Annotated in this window: 19 protein-coding genes; 8 read left to right on the top strand and 11 right to left on the bottom strand. The window is 63.7% G+C overall.

Annotated features, from left to right (window positions below; all coding sequences use genetic code 11):
* Nucleotides 1-19: 19 nt before the first annotated feature.
* The 4 genes from ACNFCH_RS01775 to dinG all read right to left on the bottom strand — a co-directional run bounded on the left by ACNFCH_RS01775 (nt 20) and on the right by dinG (nt 6,836).
* Complete coding sequence (locus ACNFCH_RS01775; protein WP_416742141.1) at nt 20-997, bottom strand: OmpA family protein; 978 nt, start codon at nt 995-997, stop codon at nt 20-22.
* Between the two features lie 99 nt (nt 998-1,096).
* Nucleotides 1,097-2,242, bottom strand: coding sequence for a serine hydrolase domain-containing protein (locus ACNFCH_RS01770; RefSeq protein ID WP_416742155.1), 1,146 nt, complete (start codon nt 2,240-2,242; stop codon nt 1,097-1,099).
* 147 nt (nt 2,243-2,389) lie between these two features.
* Nucleotides 2,390-4,615, bottom strand: coding sequence for a beta-galactosidase (locus tag ACNFCH_RS01765; protein WP_337157739.1), 2,226 nt, complete (start codon nt 4,613-4,615; stop codon nt 2,390-2,392).
* Nucleotides 4,616-4,691: 76 nt separating this feature from the next.
* Nucleotides 4,692-6,836 (bottom strand): ATP-dependent DNA helicase DinG, encoded by a 2,145-nt coding sequence (gene dinG / locus ACNFCH_RS01760; protein WP_416742140.1) that lies wholly within the window; start codon nt 6,834-6,836, stop codon nt 4,692-4,694.
* Between the two features lie 98 nt (nt 6,837-6,934).
* Between dinG and ACNFCH_RS01755 the strand changes: the two genes are divergently transcribed.
* The gene (locus ACNFCH_RS01755; RefSeq protein WP_416742139.1) at nt 6,935-7,399 is read left to right on the top strand and encodes a CopD family protein; all 465 of its coding nucleotides are present in this window, start codon (nt 6,935-6,937) and stop codon (nt 7,397-7,399) included.
* Between the two features lie 405 nt (nt 7,400-7,804).
* Here ACNFCH_RS01755 and ACNFCH_RS01750 read toward each other — a convergent pair whose 3' ends face one another.
* The 4 genes from ACNFCH_RS01750 to ACNFCH_RS01735 form a co-directional block, all read right to left on the bottom strand.
* Nucleotides 7,805-8,563 (bottom strand): collagen-like protein, encoded by a 759-nt coding sequence (locus tag ACNFCH_RS01750; protein WP_416742138.1) that lies wholly within the window; start codon nt 8,561-8,563, stop codon nt 7,805-7,807.
* Nucleotides 8,556-8,831, bottom strand: a complete 276-nt coding sequence (locus ACNFCH_RS01745) for a DUF1145 domain-containing protein (protein WP_337157743.1) — start codon at nt 8,829-8,831, stop codon at nt 8,556-8,558. Before ACNFCH_RS01745 ends, ACNFCH_RS01750 begins: the two co-directional genes overlap by 8 nt.
* A 95-nt stretch (nt 8,832-8,926) precedes the next feature.
* A complete protein-coding gene (locus ACNFCH_RS01740; RefSeq protein WP_416742137.1) occupies nt 8,927-9,643 on the bottom strand; it encodes an OmpA family protein in 717 nt (238 codons plus the stop codon).
* A gap of 86 nt (nt 9,644-9,729) precedes the next feature.
* A complete protein-coding gene (locus ACNFCH_RS01735; protein ID WP_196164640.1) occupies nt 9,730-10,419 on the bottom strand; it encodes an OmpA family protein in 690 nt (229 codons plus the stop codon).
* A 159-nt stretch (nt 10,420-10,578) separates the two neighbouring features.
* Between ACNFCH_RS01735 and ACNFCH_RS01730 the strand changes: the two genes are divergently transcribed.
* The 6 genes from ACNFCH_RS01730 (at nt 10,579) to ACNFCH_RS01705 (ending at nt 16,221) form a co-directional block, all read left to right on the top strand.
* Nucleotides 10,579-11,073, top strand: coding sequence for a DUF6231 family protein (locus ACNFCH_RS01730; protein WP_337157745.1), 495 nt, complete (start codon nt 10,579-10,581; stop codon nt 11,071-11,073).
* A gap of 4 nt (nt 11,074-11,077) precedes the next feature.
* The gene (locus ACNFCH_RS01725) at nt 11,078-11,554 is read left to right on the top strand and encodes a YchJ family protein (protein WP_416742136.1); all 477 of its coding nucleotides are present in this window, start codon (nt 11,078-11,080) and stop codon (nt 11,552-11,554) included.
* 2 nt (nt 11,555-11,556) lie between these two features.
* A complete protein-coding gene (locus tag ACNFCH_RS01720; protein ID WP_337157747.1) occupies nt 11,557-12,033 on the top strand; it encodes an LEA type 2 family protein in 477 nt (158 codons plus the stop codon).
* A gap of 7 nt (nt 12,034-12,040) precedes the next feature.
* Entirely contained in the window at nt 12,041-12,244 is a 204-nt protein-coding gene (locus tag ACNFCH_RS01715; protein WP_011532538.1) for an SEC-C metal-binding domain-containing protein, read from the top strand.
* A gap of 203 nt (nt 12,245-12,447) precedes the next feature.
* A complete protein-coding gene (locus ACNFCH_RS01710; RefSeq protein ID WP_416742135.1) occupies nt 12,448-14,889 on the top strand; it encodes a penicillin acylase family protein in 2,442 nt (813 codons plus the stop codon).
* A 216-nt stretch (nt 14,890-15,105) separates the two neighbouring features.
* Nucleotides 15,106-16,221 (top strand): succinylglutamate desuccinylase/aspartoacylase family protein, encoded by a 1,116-nt coding sequence (locus ACNFCH_RS01705; protein WP_416742134.1) that lies wholly within the window; start codon nt 15,106-15,108, stop codon nt 16,219-16,221.
* Between the two features lie 21 nt (nt 16,222-16,242).
* Here the strand turns inward: ACNFCH_RS01705 and ACNFCH_RS01700 are convergent, their stop codons facing one another.
* Both ACNFCH_RS01700 and dcd read right to left on the bottom strand, forming a co-directional pair.
* A complete protein-coding gene (locus ACNFCH_RS01700) occupies nt 16,243-16,473 on the bottom strand; it encodes a hypothetical protein (RefSeq protein ID WP_416742133.1) in 231 nt (76 codons plus the stop codon).
* A 97-nt stretch (nt 16,474-16,570) separates the two neighbouring features.
* A complete protein-coding gene (gene dcd / locus ACNFCH_RS01695) occupies nt 16,571-17,137 on the bottom strand; it encodes a dCTP deaminase (RefSeq protein ID WP_043213075.1) in 567 nt (188 codons plus the stop codon).
* 326 nt (nt 17,138-17,463) lie between these two features.
* Between dcd and ACNFCH_RS01690 the strand changes: the two genes are divergently transcribed.
* Nucleotides 17,464-17,676, top strand: a complete 213-nt coding sequence (locus tag ACNFCH_RS01690) for a cold-shock protein (RefSeq protein WP_043213073.1) — start codon at nt 17,464-17,466, stop codon at nt 17,674-17,676.
* 160 nt (nt 17,677-17,836) lie between these two features.
* Here the strand turns inward: ACNFCH_RS01690 and apbC are convergent, their stop codons facing one another.
* Entirely contained in the window at nt 17,837-18,931 is a 1,095-nt protein-coding gene (gene apbC, locus ACNFCH_RS01685; RefSeq protein WP_196164647.1) for an iron-sulfur cluster carrier protein ApbC, read from the bottom strand.
* Nucleotides 18,932-19,066: the final 135 nt, after the last annotated feature.

Genomic DNA, 19,066 nt, shown 5'->3' with positions numbered 1-19,066 from the left:
GACTGCGTTTCCTTGACGATCAATTGGTCTTCGCAGAGGCTACTTTCTTTTCAGCCGTGGTCTTCTTGGCAACCGGCTTGGCCGGTGCGGCTTTCTTCTTCGCGGTGGCTTTGGCAGGAGCCTTGGCCTTGGCGACTGGCTTTTTGGCTGCTGGCTTGGCGGCAGTCTTCGCCGCAGGTTTGCTGGCGGCAGCCTTGGTTGCCGGAACTGGAGCATCCTGGGTGGCTACCATGGACGCCGGGGCAGGCGCTGGTGCTGCCTGCTGGTACTTGGCCAGCAGGGCAACCATGGTGTTCTGCGGGGTCAGCAGCATTTCCACCCGACGATTCAGGGCGCGGCCTTCGGCACTGTCGTTGGCGGCACGTGGCATCACCGAGCCCATGCCCTTGAGGGTCAGGCGGTCACGCTGCAAGCCGCTGAGGCGGAAAATCGCCGATACCGAGGCAGCGCGCTCCAGGCTGAGCTTCTGGTTGGCTGCAGCAGCGCCAGTGGTGTCGGCATGGCCAAGAATCAGCACGGCAGTCTTGGGGTCGGTTTCGACGGTCTTGGCCACGCGGGTGATCGGGCCTAGGGTCATCGGCAGCAGCATGTTAGGACGATCCGGGTTGTAGGAACCATCCACCGGGATGGTCACCGCGAGCACGTTGTCGCGGCGCTCCAGCTCGAACTTGCTGTCCTTGATTGCCTCACGCAGCTTAGGCTCGTACTCATCGAGCCAGGCCTGGGTGGCCTTCTGGTCGATCTTCGGTACCACTGGCCCCTTGGCCTGCTTGTCGTCACCGCCAAACGGCCACCACCAGCGGCTGCCGCTCTCGGACTTGGCATCAGCCTTGGCCACTTTCTCGGTCACGGCTTCCTTCACGTCCTGCTCGGCCACTTTGTCCGAGCCGAATGGCCACCAGCTGTGGCCTGCGTCGCTCGAGGCATTTTGCGAATGCTGGGCACAGCCGGTAACGGCAAGGCACAGAGCGAGTGCTAAGGTTTTATGTGAAGACATCAGCGATACACCATGAAATAGAAAGAAATTTTGCCAACACACATCAGGCGTTGGCATTGAGGATAGTCAAAGGGCCTGGGCAATACCCGCACTACCCGATCAAAGGCAAGTGCCAAGAACGCGTACCAGCTTCTGGGCGCGCGGGTCCATCAGCACATAGGGGCCCAGCGTATTGGTCACGAAACCGAAGGCTACGTCGTGCTCCGGATCGGCAAAACCAACCGAACCGCCAGCGCCTGGGTGACCGAAGGCCCGGGCGCCCAGGCCGAACGTGGCGTTGGCCACATCAGGTTGGTCGAGCATGCAGCCCAGGCCAAAGCGGGTCTGGGTCAGCAGGGTCCGATCCTGGCCAAGGCTGTGCTCGCGGGTCAGCTCATCGAGCAACTCCGATTCCAGCAGGCTGCCGTCGAGCAGGCCTGCGTAGAAACCCGCGAGGCTACGGGCATTGCCATGGCCATTGGCCGCTGGCTGCTGCATGCGTCGCCATTCAGGTTTGTTGGTGCTGGTGAGAATGGCCGGCGGATTGGTGAAGGCGCGAGTGGACAAGGCTTCGGGCTCACGCAGGGTCACCTGCAACAGGCGCTGGGCCGCGGCATCGCCAGGGTTGCCCTTGCCACGGGCGATATGCGCCACCCGATGGAACTCTTCGTCGGCCAGGCCGACATGGAAATCCAGGCCCAGGGGACGCGCGGTACGGGCGACGATCGACTCACCCGGGCCACGCCCGTCGACACGTCGGATCAACTCCCCGATCAGCCAGCCATAGGTGATGGCGGCATAACCGTGCTCGGTGCCCGGCGTCCACCAGGGTGCTTCGGCTGCCAGGGCATCGACCATGGCTTGCCAGTCGTAAAGCGCCTCGGCCGGCAGCAGTTCGCGAATAGCCGGCAGACCCGCCCGATGGCTGAGCAACTGACGCAAGGTCACTGACTCTTTACCGGCCTGGCCGAATTCGGGCCAGTAGCGCACCACAGGAGCGTCCAGGGCGAGCTTGCCCTCCCCGACCAGTTGCAGCGCGGTGACGGCAGTGAAGGTCTTGGTGCACGAGAACAGGTTGGCAATGGTGTCGCTGTGCCAGGCCTCGCGACCGTCCTTGTCGGCACTGCCGGCCCACAGATCGACCACGGTCTCGCCGCCAACCTGGATGCACAGCCCCGCACCACGCTCCTGGGGATCGTCGAACAACGCGGCGAAGGCTTCACGCACCGCCTCGAACTTCAGCTCATAGTGACCCTGGATCTGCACCCGACAGCTCTCCGTACGACTCATCTCAACGAAAGTCGTGCATTGTTCCAGTAGTTGGCCGATTTGCAAACTGAATGTGGCCGGATGGTCATAGGTGGCACGAGGCCGCTACGCATTCTTTGAATTGCCAAACGGCCGCCTTTGCCCTCACTGCGCAGGGCGCTCCAAGTCTTTGCGTACGTGCTCGAGTGCCTGCTGGTTGCTCTTGCGCACCGCCTCTACAAACCCCGGATACGGCACATCGGTAATAGCGACCAGGCCAAGGTGGCCGTTTTCCCCGTCGAGCAAGCGCCCGCTGGCCGGCTGATCGAGGTACTGGAACCAATGCGCCCCGACGATCATCGGCTGGGCCAAGGCCGCTTTGAGGAAATTGCCGTAGGCCGGCCCGCGATCCTCCTCCCGAGGGAGCTCCACCGGCCCTGGCCAGAACGGACCGCGATCACGCGAACCGAACTGGAATTCCGAGACCAGCACGGGTTTGTCCAGCTCCGCCAGGCGGGCGAAGTCATAGCCATCCTCGGGCTTGAGGGTATAGAAGTTGAAGCTGAGCACGTCGCAGAACTCGGCGCAGGCCTTGACCGCCTCCGGGGTGCTCACTGCATAGCGACCGCCCAGCAGCAGGTGATTGGGGGCATGCCATTTCAGCGCGTCGGAGATGGTCTTGAAGTAGGTCTCGGCAAAGACCTGCTGGAAGTACTGGTAGTCGCGCTCGATCTCAGGATGCTCGGGACTCGGCAAGGGCGCCTCGAAACCTGGGTCTTCCATCAATTCCCAGGCCTGCAGATCGATTCCCCAGGCCTTGGACAGGCCTTGCTGGTTGCGGTATTTGTCGCGCAACTGCTTGAGGAAAGCTCGCTTGGCCGGTACATCGGTGGTCAGGCGCAAGGTGCCGTAAGCCAGGCCATAGCGAGCCTTGGGGTCATCGCCGGGGGCGGCCCAGGCCAACTCGTTGTCGGCGAAGTAACCGATCAGCCAAGGGTCATCGCGGTGATCCCGGGCGGCAATGGCGACCGCACGCTCGGTCGCCATGGCAAAGCGCGGGTCGAACGGGTCGGGCATACGGCCCCACCAGTCCATGCCGGTGCTGATGCTGGTGTAGTCACCGACGATCGACAATGGCAAGGTGTAGGGCATACGCCGAGCCTGTCCCAGTGCCGGGTCGCTCCAGTTGCCCAGGGTATTGAAGCCCCACGCCTGGAGCCGGTCCAGGGTATGGATCTGCCAACGCGCCGAATCCAGGGTCGCCGGCGGACACGGCGCCGCCGGGCTTGCCGGGCAAGGCTCGCCATAGGTGCGGTGCAGGTTGGCTGCGTAGAAATCGAACCAACGGCCTTGCTTGAAGTTGCGCCCCTGCGATGAGGCATTGCCATCGTCGTTGTTGCCCTGCCCATAGAAAGCTGCCAGCGGTTCACCCTCGCCGGGCAACGCCTTGAACATGCTCTCGCGGCCCGCCACGTAGGTGCGCCCGCCATCGGCGGCCACGGCATTGACACCCAGGGAATAGAACGCGTGCCCGTCCGGGGTCACCAGATACCAACGGCCATCGCGCTTCTCGGTGCGGAAGAACCCCTTGGCTTCGAATGCGGGCCCGGCTACCAGACCGCCATAAGCATCCAGCTGTTGCTTGCCACGGGCGTCGAGCCAGCCCTTGAGCTGCTGTTGTTCACGTCCCTGGGCGGCCTTCAGTTGCTCATCAGTGGTGATTTTTTCCGGCCAACGCCCGCGGGTGGACTGTCCATAGGCGTCGAGCAGCCCTTCGTAGGCGGCGGTGAACGCCTGGTCATCGTCCTGGATGCCGATCTTCTCGATCAGCAGGCTCTGGGCCACCTTGGGATTGGGAATACTCAAGCTGACGCCAACCACCTGTGCAAGGTCCACCTCCCCTGCACTGCTGGCGAGCAGAACACGCTGCCCTTCATATACCCACGGCATGGGCGGCCCGGCACGCATGCCCTGACTCAGTGGCGAACGGGCACGCAAAGGCACCATCACCGTCTGCGCGGGGCCTGCCGGCAGATCGATACGACTGCTCAGGATACGACCGTCGCTGCCCTGCACCGTCACATCCACGGTCAACGCCCAGTCCATGGCACTCTGCAACCGCAGGGTCAGGGCCTGGCCAGTCGACCAATCCCAGGCACCGCTCTGCGGGCTCAGACGCAAGGTCGGCTGCTGCACCGGGTTGAACACCACGCGCCGCAGCACCTCGCCCTCGCTGGTCTGCTCGGCGTTGTATTGCGGCATGTGGGCATCGGTTGTGGTCACATTGACCACCGCTGCCGGACGCACGAAGCTGAACAACGTCTGTTGCCCGGCCAGCAAGGGCGAACTGAACAACAGGGCGAGAACGACAGGCAGGGTGCGGCGGATCATAGGGTTGAAGCTCTCCTTCAGGACCCAGGGCCCGTGACAGGTAATGGACAGCTGGTCGCAGCCGAAGCCGCGACCGTCAGGAAATCTCCCGCCGGAACGGCGGCAGCGCATTGAGGATAGCCTTGCCATAGCGTTGGGTGACTAGGCGTCGGTCAAGCAGGGTGATGACGCCGCGGTCCTGCTCGGTGCGCAGCAGGCGCCCACAGGCCTGGATCAGGCGCAGCGAAGCGTCTGGGACGGCGATTTCCATGAACGGGTTGCCACCGCGGGCCTCGATCCACTCGGCCAGGGCCGCTTCGACCGGATCGTCCGGCACGGCAAAGGGGATCTTGGCGATGACCACGTGCTCACAATAAGCGCCGGGCAAGTCGACGCCTTCAGCAAAGCTCGCCAAGCCGAACAGCACACTGTGCTGGCCGTCATCCACGCGTGCCTTGTGCTTGTTCAGGGTTTCCTGTTTGGACAGGTTGCCCTGGATGAGCACCAGCTTGCGCCAGTCCCGGTCCAGGCCATCGAACACGTCCTGCATCTGCTTGCGTGAAGAGAACAGCACTAACGCGCCACGGGCCTCCTCGAGCATGCCAGGCAGCTCGCGAATGATCGCTGCCGTGTGCCCCGGCACGTCACGGGGATCGGCCCCCAGGTCAGGCACCCGAAGCAATCCCGCATCGCCATGCACGAACGGGCTGGGCACGACACAGGTGACCGCATCGCGTGGCAGGCCCGAGCGCATGCGGAATCGATCGAACTTGCCCAGGGCGGTGAGGGTCGCGGAGGTCACCAGAGCGCCGTGCGCGACATTCCACAAACTACGACGCAGCATTTCGGCGGCGAGGATGGGGCTGGCGTTGACCTCGATATCGAACAGCGCGCCACTTTCGGCGAGCGTGAGCCAGCGGGCCATGGGCGGACTGTCTTCGGGGTCTTCGGCGGTAAAGGCGGTCCACAGATCCCAGTTGCCCTGGGCGCGGGTCACCAGGCTGCCGAACAGCGGATACCATTCCTCGGCCTGGTGACTGGCGATACCGATGTTGACCTCACCATCCATGCCTTCCTTGAGCAAATCGGCCAAGCGGGTGAACAGGTCATTGAGACGGGCGAAGCCTTTCTTCAACTCGATGCCGACTTCGCGGATCTGCTCCGGCACCACGCCGCCTTCGAAACGGTAGCGTGGGCGCTCCCGACCTTCCATGTCTTCGCCAGGACGGAAGTCCGCGACCTGTTCACACAGGGTGAACATGAACTGTTGCTGGGTACGGACTTCCCGCGCCAGCTCCGGGACCTGCTCGATCAACTTGCCCAGATCCCCCGGCAACGGATGTTGGGCCAATAGTTTGGTGAGGTTCTTGGCGGTCTGCTCCAGCCAGTCCGCGGTCGAGCGCAGCCGCGAGTAATGAGCGAAGTGGCCAATGGCCTTGTCCGGCAGGTGATGGCCTTCGTCGAAGACATACATGGTGTCGCGCGGATCGGGCAACACGGCGCCACCGCCCAGGGCCAGGTCGGCCAGGACCATGTCATGGTTGGTGACAATCACATCGACCTTGCCCATGCCCTCGCGGGCTTTGTAGAACACGCACTGCTGGAAGTTCGGGCAATGGCGCCCCGTGCATTGACTGTGGTCGGTGGTCAGACGGGCCCAGTCCTGATCTTCCAGTGCCTCGGGCCAGCTGTCGCGGTCGCCATCCCAGCGATTGCCGGCGAGCCGCTCGATCATGCTGTTGAACAGCTTCTGGCTCTTTTCATCGACCTCGATACGAAAGCCTTCTTCCTCGAACAACTGCGCAGTGGCCGATTGGGCATGGCCCTCCTGCAGCAGGATGTCGAGCTTGGACAGACATAGGTAGCGACCACGGCCCTTGGCCAGGGCGAAACTGAAGTTGAGCCCGCTGCTGCGCATCAGGTCGGGCAGATCCTTGAAGACGATCTGCTCTTGCAGGGCGACGGTTGCAGTGGCGATCACCAGCCGCTTGCCAGCGGCCTTGGCGGCAGGAATGGCGGCCAGGCTGTAGGCAACGGTCTTGCCGGTACCGGTACCGGCCTCGACCGCGACCACGGCGGGCTCGCCCGCACGGCGACCTTCATCGTCACAGGCGATGTCGCCGAGCACCTTGGCCACTTCGGCAATCATCAGGCGCTGGCCGTAGCGGGGCTTGAGGCTCTTGGCTTCGAGAAAACGCGAATAGGCGCCCTGGATGGTGGCTTTGAGTTCGTTGCTGATCATGGTCTGCAGGCGCCCGGAGGGCTGGATAAATTTTCAGTGTTTCGCATGGGCCGGCTATCATACCCCGCTATTGCCCTTTATGCCGCATGGAGATCCGGATGCTTGCCTTTGCCCTGCCCTACACACTGCATGTCCTTGCGGCCCTGGTTTGGGTCGGCGGGATGTTCTTCGCCTGGCTGGTACTGCGGCCGGCGGCGGTTTCAGCCCTCGAAGGGCCTGCTCGACTGAAATTGTGGGTGGAAGTTTTCCGACGCTTTTTCCGATGGGTCTGGCTGGCGATGGTCATTCTGGCGATAAGCGGTATTGGGATGGTGCACATGCGCTTCAATGGGTTCGAGACTGCGCCGCGCTATATCCAGGTGATGATTGGGGGTGGGGTCGCCATGTTTGCGTTGTTCATGCGGATTCAGGCGCTTTTGCTGCCGGAACTGCGGGCGGCGGTGGCGGCTGAGGACTGGGCGGCGGGGGCTGGGGTACTTGGGCGGATTCGTCGGATGGTTGGGGTCAATTTGCTGTTGGGGATTGTGGTTGTGGGGGTGGCCAGTTCGCGGGTTTTGGTTTGAGGTTGGGCTTGGGCTTTCAGATTGTGTGAATATCTATTAATGGTGGTGGCGCTGCCGGCGCTTTTCGCCTTTACGGCGATCTACTTTTGCTATTGGGCACAAGTAGGCAAAAGCCGCGGGCTCCCACATCCGCCCCGCCCGTGGCGGGGTACCCTCTTCATTGCTCCATCTCGCGACTTCGGCTCACGCCGAAGGGCGCTGCGCCCCTGCCCCTACAGACACCTCCACTCGGCCTTCTGAGGTCGCGATTGGTGGTGCCTGGACTACCGCGTACCCAAGGCGAAAGCCGCGCAGCGGCACCAGGTTGAATGGCTGACAGTTGCTCTGCCGTCCCGGGGGCCTGATCAGCACGCCGAATGGAGGTACTTGGGACGAAGGCGAATCAGCTTCGCCCCAAAAACCAACTCATAACCGCTGAAGGACCAACTCCCCAGCCGCTCCCGCCAACCCAGGCTGCCCTTCCACACCTGGCCGTCCATCCGCACCGGCGTCGGTTCGATAAACAAGACATCCCTTGCTGGCGCCGCCCAGGCCAGCCTTGCCCGCCGCGCCCGGTTTGCCCGGTGCACCGCCATCGAGCCGGACCTGGATATGCTCTGCGGGGAATCCATCCGGCACCGCCAGGCGAATGCGTCCACCGGAAGCGCCATCGTGCCCGTTGCCACCGTCATCGCCGTTGGCACCGCGACTCGCCTGGCCCCAGGTGCAACCGCCAGCCTTGCCGTTGGCCCCGTCGAGCCCGACATAGCCTGGTGCACCGGCACCGCCTCGGGCATCGATCGACAAGCGCTGCGCTTGCACCCCGTTCAGCCTGAGTTCCAGGTCTCGCCCTGGTCGGGCCGCGCGTTCATAGGTCCCGGCAGCGCCTGGCGCACTGATTTCGCTGCCTTCACCGAGCACGGCAATGCCGGTTTCGATACGCAAAGGTGCCTCGGCGGGTGTAATCGCAATCCGTGCATCGCGTCCCAGCACCAGACGATCCACCTTCAGCTCGGTCAGCGTCGCAGGCAGCAACAGCGTCGCCGAATCGGCAATCTGCAAGTGTTCCAGGTGAACGCTGCTTGCCTTGTTCGGCAGGCGCAGCACCGAATGGGCCGCGACGTCCAGGCTTTCGGCCTGGGCCAGGGGGCTGCTCAGCGCCAGCAACAACATCAACTTACGCATGGCGTGGCGTCTCCAGAGGTTTGGGGATGGACATGACGTGAAAAATGCCTGTCAGCAAGATCTGCAGTCGATCGAACCAACGGTGGCTACGCCCGCGCAGGCTGCCGTTGAAGAACAGCACTTCCAGACAGTGCAGGCTCAGCACAAAGATGCCCACGGCATTGAGCAACAGATTGAACGGCAGCGGCTGCGGCATGAACAGGTTCACCAGCACCACCCACCAGAACACCACCGTCAGGGCCTTGCCCAGGCCCAGGATGAACTTCATACCCGCCCCCTGAATTTGTTGTTATGACTGCAAGGCCCGTGCAAGCGAGCCGTGCAGCCAACAGTAAACCTATGCCAGGGTAGGCGCCAGAGGTGTCAATTCAGGTGCAGTTCTACCCGTCGGTTACGGGCCCGACCTTCCTCCGTGTCGTTGTCGGCCACTGGCTCGCTTTCCCCGCGGCCTTGGCTGGTCACCTTGTCCGCTGCCAGCCCCTCACCGATCAAAAACTCCGCAACGCTGCTGGCGCGCTGCTCGGACAACCCCTGGTTGTAGGCATCGGCACCGACGCTGTCGGTGAAGCCAATGACCTTGATGCTGGCCACGCGTGGGTCGCTGAGCTGGGGGAGCAAGGAGCGCAGGCGTTGCTGGGCCTCGACGGTCAACTGCGCCGAGTCGAAGGCGAACAGTACTTGTCCCTGGTCATCCAGGGTGATGACCTCAGGCACCGGCGCTTCGCCTGCCGGGGGCGTCGTCGGATACTGCGGCAACGGGCAGCCCATGTGATTGACCGGCATACCGGCCGGCGTGTCAGGGCAGCGGTCGCGACGGTCAAAGACGCCATCGCCATCCTCGTCGCCATCCTGGGCATAACAGATCAAGCCACCAGCGATTGCGCCGAGCACACCACCACCGGCAGCCCAGCTGGAATTCTCAATGGCACCCAGGCCACCGCCGACCAGCCCACCTAACAGGCTGCACAGAGGCCAGGTCCTTTGATTGAGGAGCGCGCTGCCATCGCTGTGGGTGGCACAACCGGCGAGCAGGCTTGTAACCACCACCAGCGGCAACGCCGCCTTCGAGACAACACCCATGATCAATGCTCCTGTGTCACCGGTCTCTACCGGTCACCCGAGTAAAGACGCGCCCATGCCACTGCTCAAGGCATGGGCGCACGCCGTCAGCGCTGGATCTTGATCTCGGTGCGACGGTTCATGGCACGGCCATCGGCAGTCGCGTTATCGGCGACCGGCTGGGACTCCCCGGCCCCTACCACCGCAACGAAGCTGCTACGTGGCACACCGCTTTCGACCAGGTAGTCGGTGACCGAGTGGGCACGACGCTCGGACAGCTTCTGGTTGTAGGTATCGGAACCCACACTGTCGGTATGCCCGGTGACGGTCAGGCGAGCGCTGGGCGCTTCCTGCTTCAGGCGGGTGGCGATGGTATTGAGTCGCTCCTTGTCGGAAGCAGTCAGGCGGGCGGAGTCGAATTCGAAGTGCACGTCGCGGATGACGATGACTTCTTCCTTCTGTACCACCACTTCCTCGACCGGGGCCGGTGCGGGTGGGCAACCGTTGGCATCGACCTGCACACCGCGCGGCGTGCCCGGGCACTTGTCACGGCTGTCCGGCACGCCATCGCCATCTTCGTCGCCATCGCCATGGGCCCAGCAGTAGCCCGCCGCCAGGCCACCGCCAAGCAGCGCGCCCCAACCAGCCCAGGTGGAGCTCTCGATGGCGCCAAGGGCCGCGCCACTTACACCCCCGACGGCAGCACACTTCGGCCAGTCGGTTTTTTGCAAACCTGCACAACCAGTCAACACGCTGGTGAGCAGGACCAGGGGTATCGCTGTGCGTACTATGCTCATCTTGTCGCATCTCCTAGGGGGGAATCGGCATAAGACCGATCCTTCGGAGTAAAGACCGCTCGCTTCCTCTCTGCCAGCAATAAGCCACATATGGCTCCACGCCTCTTTGCCGAGCGCTCCTGGCCCGATAGGCTAGGACGACCTGAACGAGGATTGGCAATGATCGACAGTTTCTCCCAGCGCACCCCGCAGCAGGCCCTGGCAGCCCTGCTCGAGCGCTTCACACCTGCGCGTTTGTTGCTGGTGGGCACCCGTTTCCCGGCCTTGGACGCCTTCGCCCAGGCGCATCCGCAGGTGCATATCGAAGTCGTCCCGCCGGGCCCATTGCCCGCACCGGCCGCCGCCCAGCGCTTTGACCTGGCGGTACTGGTGGATTGCCTGGAGCACCTGCCCAAGCGCACCGGCCTTCAGTTACTAGGCGGCATCCGCAACCTCAATGCCAGCCGCGTCGCGGTGCTGGCCGACCTGCAGGCCTGCGGCTGGCAGGACACGGATTTCTTCGCCCTGGCGCTGTCGGCCAGCGAGAAGTTCCGGCGAGACGAGCAGGTATTGAGCCTGTTCACCTATGATCTACATGACTACAAGCAGGTCCCGGACTGGCTCAATGCCAAGTTCTGGGCAAACCCTGAAAATTTCGGCAAGTACTGGTGGTGATTCAATGAGTGTTTCGGTCTGTCCCTGCGGCAGTGGCAACCTGCTCGATGCCTGTTGCGGGCGTTACCACGCTGGCACCCCAGCGCCCGATGCCCAGACGCTGATGCGCTCGCGCTACTGCGCCTACGTGCTCGGCCTGATCGACTACCTGGTGGACACCACCCTGCCCGCCCAGCAGGCCGGTCTGGACCGCGCCGCTATCGCCACCTGGAGTGCCCAGAGCACCTGGCTTGGCCTGGAGGTCGAGCGGGCCGAGGTACTGGGCGGGCAACCCGAGCATGCCTTCGTCAGCTTCACCGCACGCTGGCATGACCAGCACGGCGACCACCAGCACCACGAGCGTTCCGCATTCGTCCAGCACGGCGGGCGTTGGTACTTCATCGACCCAACGGTAGCGCTCAAGGCCGGGCGCAACGACCCTTGCCCCTGCGCCAGCGGCCAGAAATTCAAGAAATGCTGCGCCAGTTACATCGGTAGCTGACCATGATCACCCTGGCCCGCCTGTCCGCCCTGTCACTGCTGCTGACGCTGCTGGCCGGCTGTGCGAGCTGGGGAGGCGACGACTGGCGCGAACCCCAGGTGCACTTGGTCCGGGTCGAGACGGTCAAGGCCCGGTTGCTGCAACAAGAATTCATCCTCCACGTGCGGGTCGAGAACCCCAACGACAGCCGCTTGTTCATCCGCAGCCTGGACTACTCGGTACGCCTGAACGACCTGCTGCTGGTGCAGGATGAAGCCAGCCTGTGGCGCAGCGTCGGCGGCCATGCCCAGCGCACCTTCAAGATCACGGCCCGCACCAACCTGTGGCAACAGCTCAAGCCCTTGGCCAAGATGCTCAAGCGCGAGCAGCCCTTGCACTATCGCCTGCAGGCCGACCTGCACACCGGGCTGATCATCCATCGGGACCTGCACTTGTCGCGCAGTGGTGAGATAATCCCCGGCGATCTTCAACCGGAGTAACCCTGCAATGACCCAGCAACCCCATGTTCATGGTCCAGACTGCAACCACGGTCACGACCATCACCATGATCACGACCACGGCCACGTACACGGCCCGCACTGCAACCACGGCCACCAAGAGCCGGTGCGCAACGCCCTGAAAGACGTTGGTCGCAACGACCCGTGCCCCTGCGGTAGCCAAAAGAAATTCAAGAAGTGCCACGGGGCCTGACCCTGCGGCAAGCGGCAAGTTTCAAGCGACAAGAAAAGCAGGCTCGCGCTCGAGCTGCTTTAACTTGAAGCTTGAAACTTCAGGCCCGGCCAACCACTGGGCAGCCCCCTGAAAATAAAGCCTCCAGGTACCTTGCACGGCGACCGCGCGCTCACTAACGTAGCGCCTTTCCAAATCCCGCCACGCCCTGCAGGAGCCTTGTCATGGCCGCCCCCGTCCTTCCTCCCTTCCGCCTTCGGTTCGGCCCCGCTGCCGTCGTGCTCGGCATGTTCGGTCTTGCCGGCTGCCAGGTGGGCGGCTACCAGGACAGCGTGCCTCCGACCACCGGCATGCAGCCGCTCAAGGGCCTGGCGCAGAATGTCTCGGTGCGCCGCAACGCCATGGGCGCGCCCCTGATCGAAAGCAGCAGCTTCCATGATGCGCTGTTCAGCCTGGGCTACGTTCAGGCCGGTGATCGTATCGAGCAGATGGTCGCCATGCGCCTGCTGGCCCAGGGGCGCCTGGCCGAGCTGGCCGGCCCGGACGCCTTGGACATCGACCGCCTGATGCGCGCTGCCAACCTCAAGCAAAGCGCCGGGCAGCTGTACGCCGATGCCTCGCCGCGCCTGAAGCGCTTCTTCGAAGTCTATGCCCGCGGGGTCAACGCCTATCTGTTCCGCTACCGCGACAAGCTGCCGGCCGACCTGGCCCGCAGTGGCTATCGCCCGGAGTACTGGAAGCCTGAGGATTCGGCGCTGATCTTCAGCCTCTATGCCTTCAGCCAGTCGGTGAACCTGCAGGAAGAACTCGCCGCCCTGACCCTGGCGCAGAAAGTGGGCAGCGACAAGCTCGCCTGGCTGCTGCCAGGCGCCCCGGACGAGCCCTTGGCCGAGTCCGAACTGGACAAGCTCAAAGGCCTGAATCTGGCGAGCCAGTTGCCTGGCCTCGAGCGCTTGGAGGCTGCCGGGCAGAAGCTCGCCGACCTCGGCCTGCTGGGCAGCCCCGGTTCAGCCAACCTGGCGCTGTCGCCGCAACGCAGCCGCAGCGGCAAGAGCCTGCTGGCCAGCGACAGCCGCGCTACCTGGGCCCTCGCGCCGGTGCAGATCCACACGGGCAAGTATCAGGTCGCCGGCCTCGCCCTGCCGGGCCTGCCCATCGTCCTCGCCGGCTACAACGGCAAGCTGGCCTGGAGCAGCAGCGCGGTGATGGCCGACAACCAGGACCTGTATCTGGAGCAACTGCGTCACCAGGGCAATCAGGTGAGCTACCTGGCCGATGGCAAGTGGCAGCCTGCCCGTGCACGCAGCGAAACCTTCTTCGTCCGCGGCCAACGTCCCCTGCGTGAAGTCATGTACGACACCCGTCACGGCACCTTGCTCAGCCAACCGGCCAATGCCAGCCTCGGCCTGGCCCTGAACCTGCCGCAACTCAAGGGCGATCGCAGCCTTGACGCGCTGTTCGACCTGACCCGCGCATCGTCGGTGGAGCGCGCCTTCGACACGACCCGCGAAGTCGGCGCCGCCGCCCTGAACTTCGTCTTCGCCGAGCCGCAGCACATCGGCTGGCAAGTCAGCGGCCGCTACCCCAACCGCCGTGAAGGCCAGGGTCTCCTGCCCTCCCCCGGCTGGGACAGCCGATATGACTGGGATGGCTATGCCGACCCGATGCTTCACCCGTATGACCAGGATCCGGTCGCCGGCTGGGTCGGCCATGCCAACCAGCGCAGCCTGCCACGTGGTTACGGTATGCAACTATCCAACACCTGGTACTACCCCGAGCGCGCCGAGCGCCTGGCCCAGCTGGCCGGCAACGGTCGCCACGACAGCCGCAGCCTGATGGCCCTGCAGAACGACCAGGTCACCCTGCTGGCGGACAAACTCAAGCAGATGTTCGACGCCCCGGGCATGGCCCAGTCGCTCACTCAGGCGATCGACGCCTTGCCGGCCGCCCAGCGGGACAAGGCCCGTGAAACCCTGACCCGGCTCAAGGCCTTCGATGGCCGTCTGAGCCCGGTGTCGGCCGATGCCGCGTTGTATGCGTTGTTCCTGCAGGAGGTCGCACGTCAGACCTTCCTCGATGAACTGGGTCCAGAGTCCAGCCCAGCCTGGCAGGCGTTCATCGGCAATGCGCAGCTTTCCTACTCGGCCCAGGCCGACCACTTGCTGGGCCGCGAAGACAGCCCGTTCTGGGATGACCGCAACACGCCGCAAAAAGAAGACAAACCCGCCATTCTCGCCCGCAGCCTGGCTGCGGCCGTGGATACCGGCATTGCTCAGCTGGGCAACGACCGTCGCACCTGGCAGTGGGGCAAGCTGCACCAGTACCGCTGGCCCGCACCGGCCTACCATGGCCTGGGGGATGCCATCAGCCGCAGCCCCATGGCTGCGGGCGGCGATTTCAGCACACTGGCACTGACACCGTATGCCTGGGGCAAGAGCTTCGACACCCAGCTGCCGGCGTCGGCCCGCATGATCGTCGATTTCGGCCAGGCCGAACCGCTGCAGGTGCTGACCAGCAACGGCCAGTCCGGCAACCCGGCGAGCCGGCATTACAGCGATGGCCTGGATGCCTGGTTCCAGGGGCGCTTCATGAGCCTGCCGCTGCAACAGCAGAACTTCTCCCGCGCCTACGGCTCGCAGCGACTCACGTTGGTCCCTGGCCGCTGACGGCGCCCCTCCCCCGCGCTCATTGCCTCCCATCCGCCGCGACGTCCCCTTCGGACGCTCGCGGTTGGCTTCACCTGAGCCTGGGATGTCGCCAGTGCGACGCTGAAGATAAACGCCCGCCCAAGCTCGGCAGTAGGCGCAACGGCCGAAGTTATGCTTCTATCTTTCTGCCGACTGTTATCGCAGACCGTATTCGCCACTTCAGCCAGGACCACCATGCACCATTCGACCCACGACCTGTTGTCCCCCGTCCCGGGCATTGCCCGCCAGCTTCATAGCTTCCACTTCGGCCCCCGCGGCGGTGGCAAGGTATATATCCAGGCGTCACTGCATGCCGATGAGCTCCCAGGCATGCTGGTGGCCTGGCACCTGAAGCGACGTCTGCTGGAACTGGAGCAGGATGGGCGGCTGCAACGCGAGATCATCCTGGTGCCGGTGGCCAACCCCGTTGGCCTGGAGCAGGTGCTGCTGGACGCGCCCCTGGGACGCTTCGAGCTGCAAAGTGGCGAGAACTTCAACCGCAACTTCGTTGACTTGTCCGACAGCATCGGTGATCAGATCGAAGGGCATCTGAAGCAGGATCCCTCACACAACCTGGCGCTGATCCGCGAGTACCTGCGCCGAGGCCTGGATGCGCATCCGGCGCGCACTCCGCTGCAGTCGCAACGCCTGACCTTGCAGCGCCTGGCGTGCGACGCCGATATGGTTCTAGACCTACATTGCGATTTCGAGGCAGTGGAGCATCTGTACACCACACCGGAGGCCTGGGATCAGGTCGAGCCGCTGGCCCGTTATCTGGGGGTGCAGGCCAGCCTGCTGGCCACCGATTCCGGCGGCCAATCGTTCGATGAATGCTTCAGCCTGGTGTGGTGGCAATTGCAGCAGCGCTTCGGCAAGCAGTTCCCCATCCCCCTAGGCAGCTTCTCGGTGACCGTCGAGCTGCGCGGACAGGCTGATGTCAGCCACGACCTGGCGACCCAGGATTGCCAAGGAATACTCAATTTCCTGACCCATGCAGGGGTCATTTCAGGCGAGGCTCCCGCCCTGCCGCCACTGGCCTATCCGGCAACGCCGCTGGCCGCTGTGGAGCCTGTAATGGCGCCGCTGGGCGGCCTGCTGGTCTTCCACGCGACACCCGGCCAGTACCTGAAGGCGGGCGAGCTGATCGCTGAAGTCATCGATCCGTTGAGCGACCGGGTGACCGCCGTGCGCAACACACAACCCGGCCTCCTCTACGCACGCAGCGTGAGGCGCATGGCCACTGCTGGCATGGTCATCGCCCATGTTGCGGGCGAGCAGGTCTGTCGCAGCGGTTATCTGCTGGCCAACTAAGCCCGTTGTGCAGCCTGGCGGTCAGGCCACTGGCGAAGGTGGTGGCTCGTCAGGCAGGCTCGGCTCTCCCGGCTCCATGGGCGGTGACTCGCCAGGCTCGGGGGGCTGCGGGGTATCGGGGTCGGGCTGATGGGGCACGCCACCGGCGTGTACGGGCGTTGAAGGATGCGCCAGCAGTGACCATGCCAGTAGCCCGATCTGGTTGGGCTGGAGGACGGCCAGCTTCGCGCTGATTGCGGGGTGAAGTTTCATTGGCGGCTCCCGGCGAGGCCCGATGCGCGTCATGCGCACCGGATCGTTCTAGCCATTGGAGTGCCCGGCGGGCGAGGAATTCCCCGCGCTCGTCGCCTCAGGTGCGCGGCAGGGTGACGCCGCGCTGCCCTTGGTATTTGCCGCCGCGATCCTTATAGGAGACTTCGCATTCTTCATCGGATTCGAGGAAGAGCATCTGCGCCACGCCTTCGTTGGCATAGATTTTCGCGGGCAGGGTGGTGGTGTTGGAGAACTCGAGGGTCACATGCCCCTCCCACTCCGGCTCCAGCGGGGTGACGTTGACGATGATGCCGCAACGCGCGTAAGTGCTCTTGCCCAGGCAGATGGTCAGGACATTGCGCGGGATGCGGAAGTACTCGACGGTACGGGCCAGGGCGAAGGAGTTCGGCGGGATGATGCACACGTCGCTCTTGACGTCGACGAAGCTGCCGGCGTCGAAGTTCTTCGGGTCGACGGTGGCCGAGTTGATGTTGGTGAAGACCTTGAATTCATCGGCGCAGCGCACGTCATAGCCGTAGCTGGACACGCCGAAGGAAATGACCCGGCTGTCTTCGCCGCCGCGCACCTGGCGCTCGACGAACGGTTCGATCATGCCGTGTTCCTGCGCCATGCGGCGAATCCACTTGTCCGATTTGATGCTCATGGCGGGAGTGTCCTGAAAGTGCAAGGTGAAAAACGAGACGCGCATCTTACCGGTCCCGGCGCCTGCGGCAAAGTTCCATCCCGCAATCCCGCGCCGGACGGGAGCTGCAGCCGCCGCCGATCCGATTTTCGACAAAGCCGTCATTGACCATTGGCAGGTCGGGGAAAGTGGGTTAAGGTGGCGCCACTGTGCTGCACGTGACACCGAGAATCTCTGTTTGATGCACGATTCCTATCGGCCCATCGCTGAATTTTCCGCTCTCTTTGCACTCAGTCCCGGCCAGGGTGTTCCTGTGCCGAAATCTACTTTGTCCAAGGAGACATACCATGTCCAACCGCCAATCCGGTACCGTCAAGTGGTTCAACGATGAGAAGGGCTACGGCTTCATCACCCCTCAGTCGGGTGACGACCTGTTCGTACACTTCAAGGCCATCCAGGCTGACGGCTTCAAAACCCTGAAAGAAGGCCAGGCTGTTACTTTCGTCGCTACCCGCGGCCAGAAAGGCATGCAGGCTGAAGAAGTTCGCATCGAAGGTTAATCCTTCTTTCGCGCTTCAAAAAAACCCGCCAATTGGCGGGTTTTTTTATGCCTGATCGATAGGTTTGCGCAGGCTTCTTCGCGGATAAACCCGATCCCACAGGCTGGCTTAACCTGTGAGAGCGGGTTTATCCGCGAAGCAGACGAGCCAGCCCTGCGAATCAGTCCTCGCTGATAGTGATGTTCGGCATCGCCGGCGCCGCAGCCTCCTGCAGCACGATCCGCGCGCCCACCTGGCGGGCCAGCTCCTGGTACACCATGGCGATCTGGCTTTCCGGCTCGGCAATGGCGGTCGGCTTGCCATTGTCGGCCTGTTCGCGGATCAGCATCGAAAGCGGCAGCGAGGCCAGCAGGTCGACGCCATACTGGGCCGCCAGCTTCTCGCCGCCGCCCTCGCCGAACAAGTGCTCGGCATGACCGCAATTCGAGCAGATGTGCACGGCCATGTTCTCCACCACGCCCAGCACTGGGATGTTGACCTTGCGGAACATCTCCACGCCTTTCTTCGCATCCAGCAGCGCCAGATCCTGCGGGGTGGTCACGATCACCGAACCTGCCACCGGCACTTTCTGCGCCAGGGTCAACTGGATGTCGCCAGTGCCCGGTGGCATGTCGATCACCAGATAGTCCAGGTTGTCCCACGCCGTCTGGGTCACCAGTTGCAGCAGGGCTCCGGAGACCATAGGGCCGCGCCAGACCATCGGTGTGTTGTCATCGGTGAGGAATGCCATCGACATGACTTCCACGCCATGGGCCTTGATCGGCACGAACCACTTCTGTTCGCGGATCTGCGGGCGGGTGCCCTCGGCGATACCGAACATGACGCCTTGGCTCGGACCATAGATATCGGCGTCCAGGATGCCGACCCGGGCGCCTTCCCGAGCCAGAGCCAAGGCCAGGTTGGCCGCGGTGGTGGACTTGCCCACCCCGCCCTTACCCGAGGCCACGGCGATGATGTTCTTGACGTTTGCCATGGCCGGCACCTGGGCCTGCGCCTTGTGCGTCGCGACCACGCACTCGATCGACACCTGCGCGGCAGTGACGCCGTCGAGGTTCTCGATGGCCGTGCCCAGCACCTGCGCCCAGCCATTCTTGAACAGCCCGGCCGCATAACCCAGCTGCAATTGCACATTGACCTGGCCACCCTGGATGTCGATGGCGCGCACGCAACCGGCGCTGACCGGATCCTGGTTCAGGTAGGGGTCGGTGTACTGGCGAAGCACGCCTTCGACGGCGGCACGTGTGACGGCACTCATGGAGGCTCCCATTGGCAGGCTGTAGATCGAACAGGTGCCTATGCTAACCCGTCAATCGTCAGCAGATGCGTCCTTGGGGTGAAATATATTCGTGAGCCCTTTATAGTTGCCGATCATCTTTATTTTCCATCCTGT

It is taken from the genome of Pseudomonas sp. NY15354 (assembly GCF_048068075.1).
In the GTDB taxonomy this organism is placed as follows: Bacteria; Pseudomonadota; Gammaproteobacteria; order Pseudomonadales; family Pseudomonadaceae; genus Aquipseudomonas; species Aquipseudomonas guariconensis_C.
Note: the sequence above shows the minus strand (reverse complement) of the source record. Positions and strands in the feature narration are given on the sequence as shown.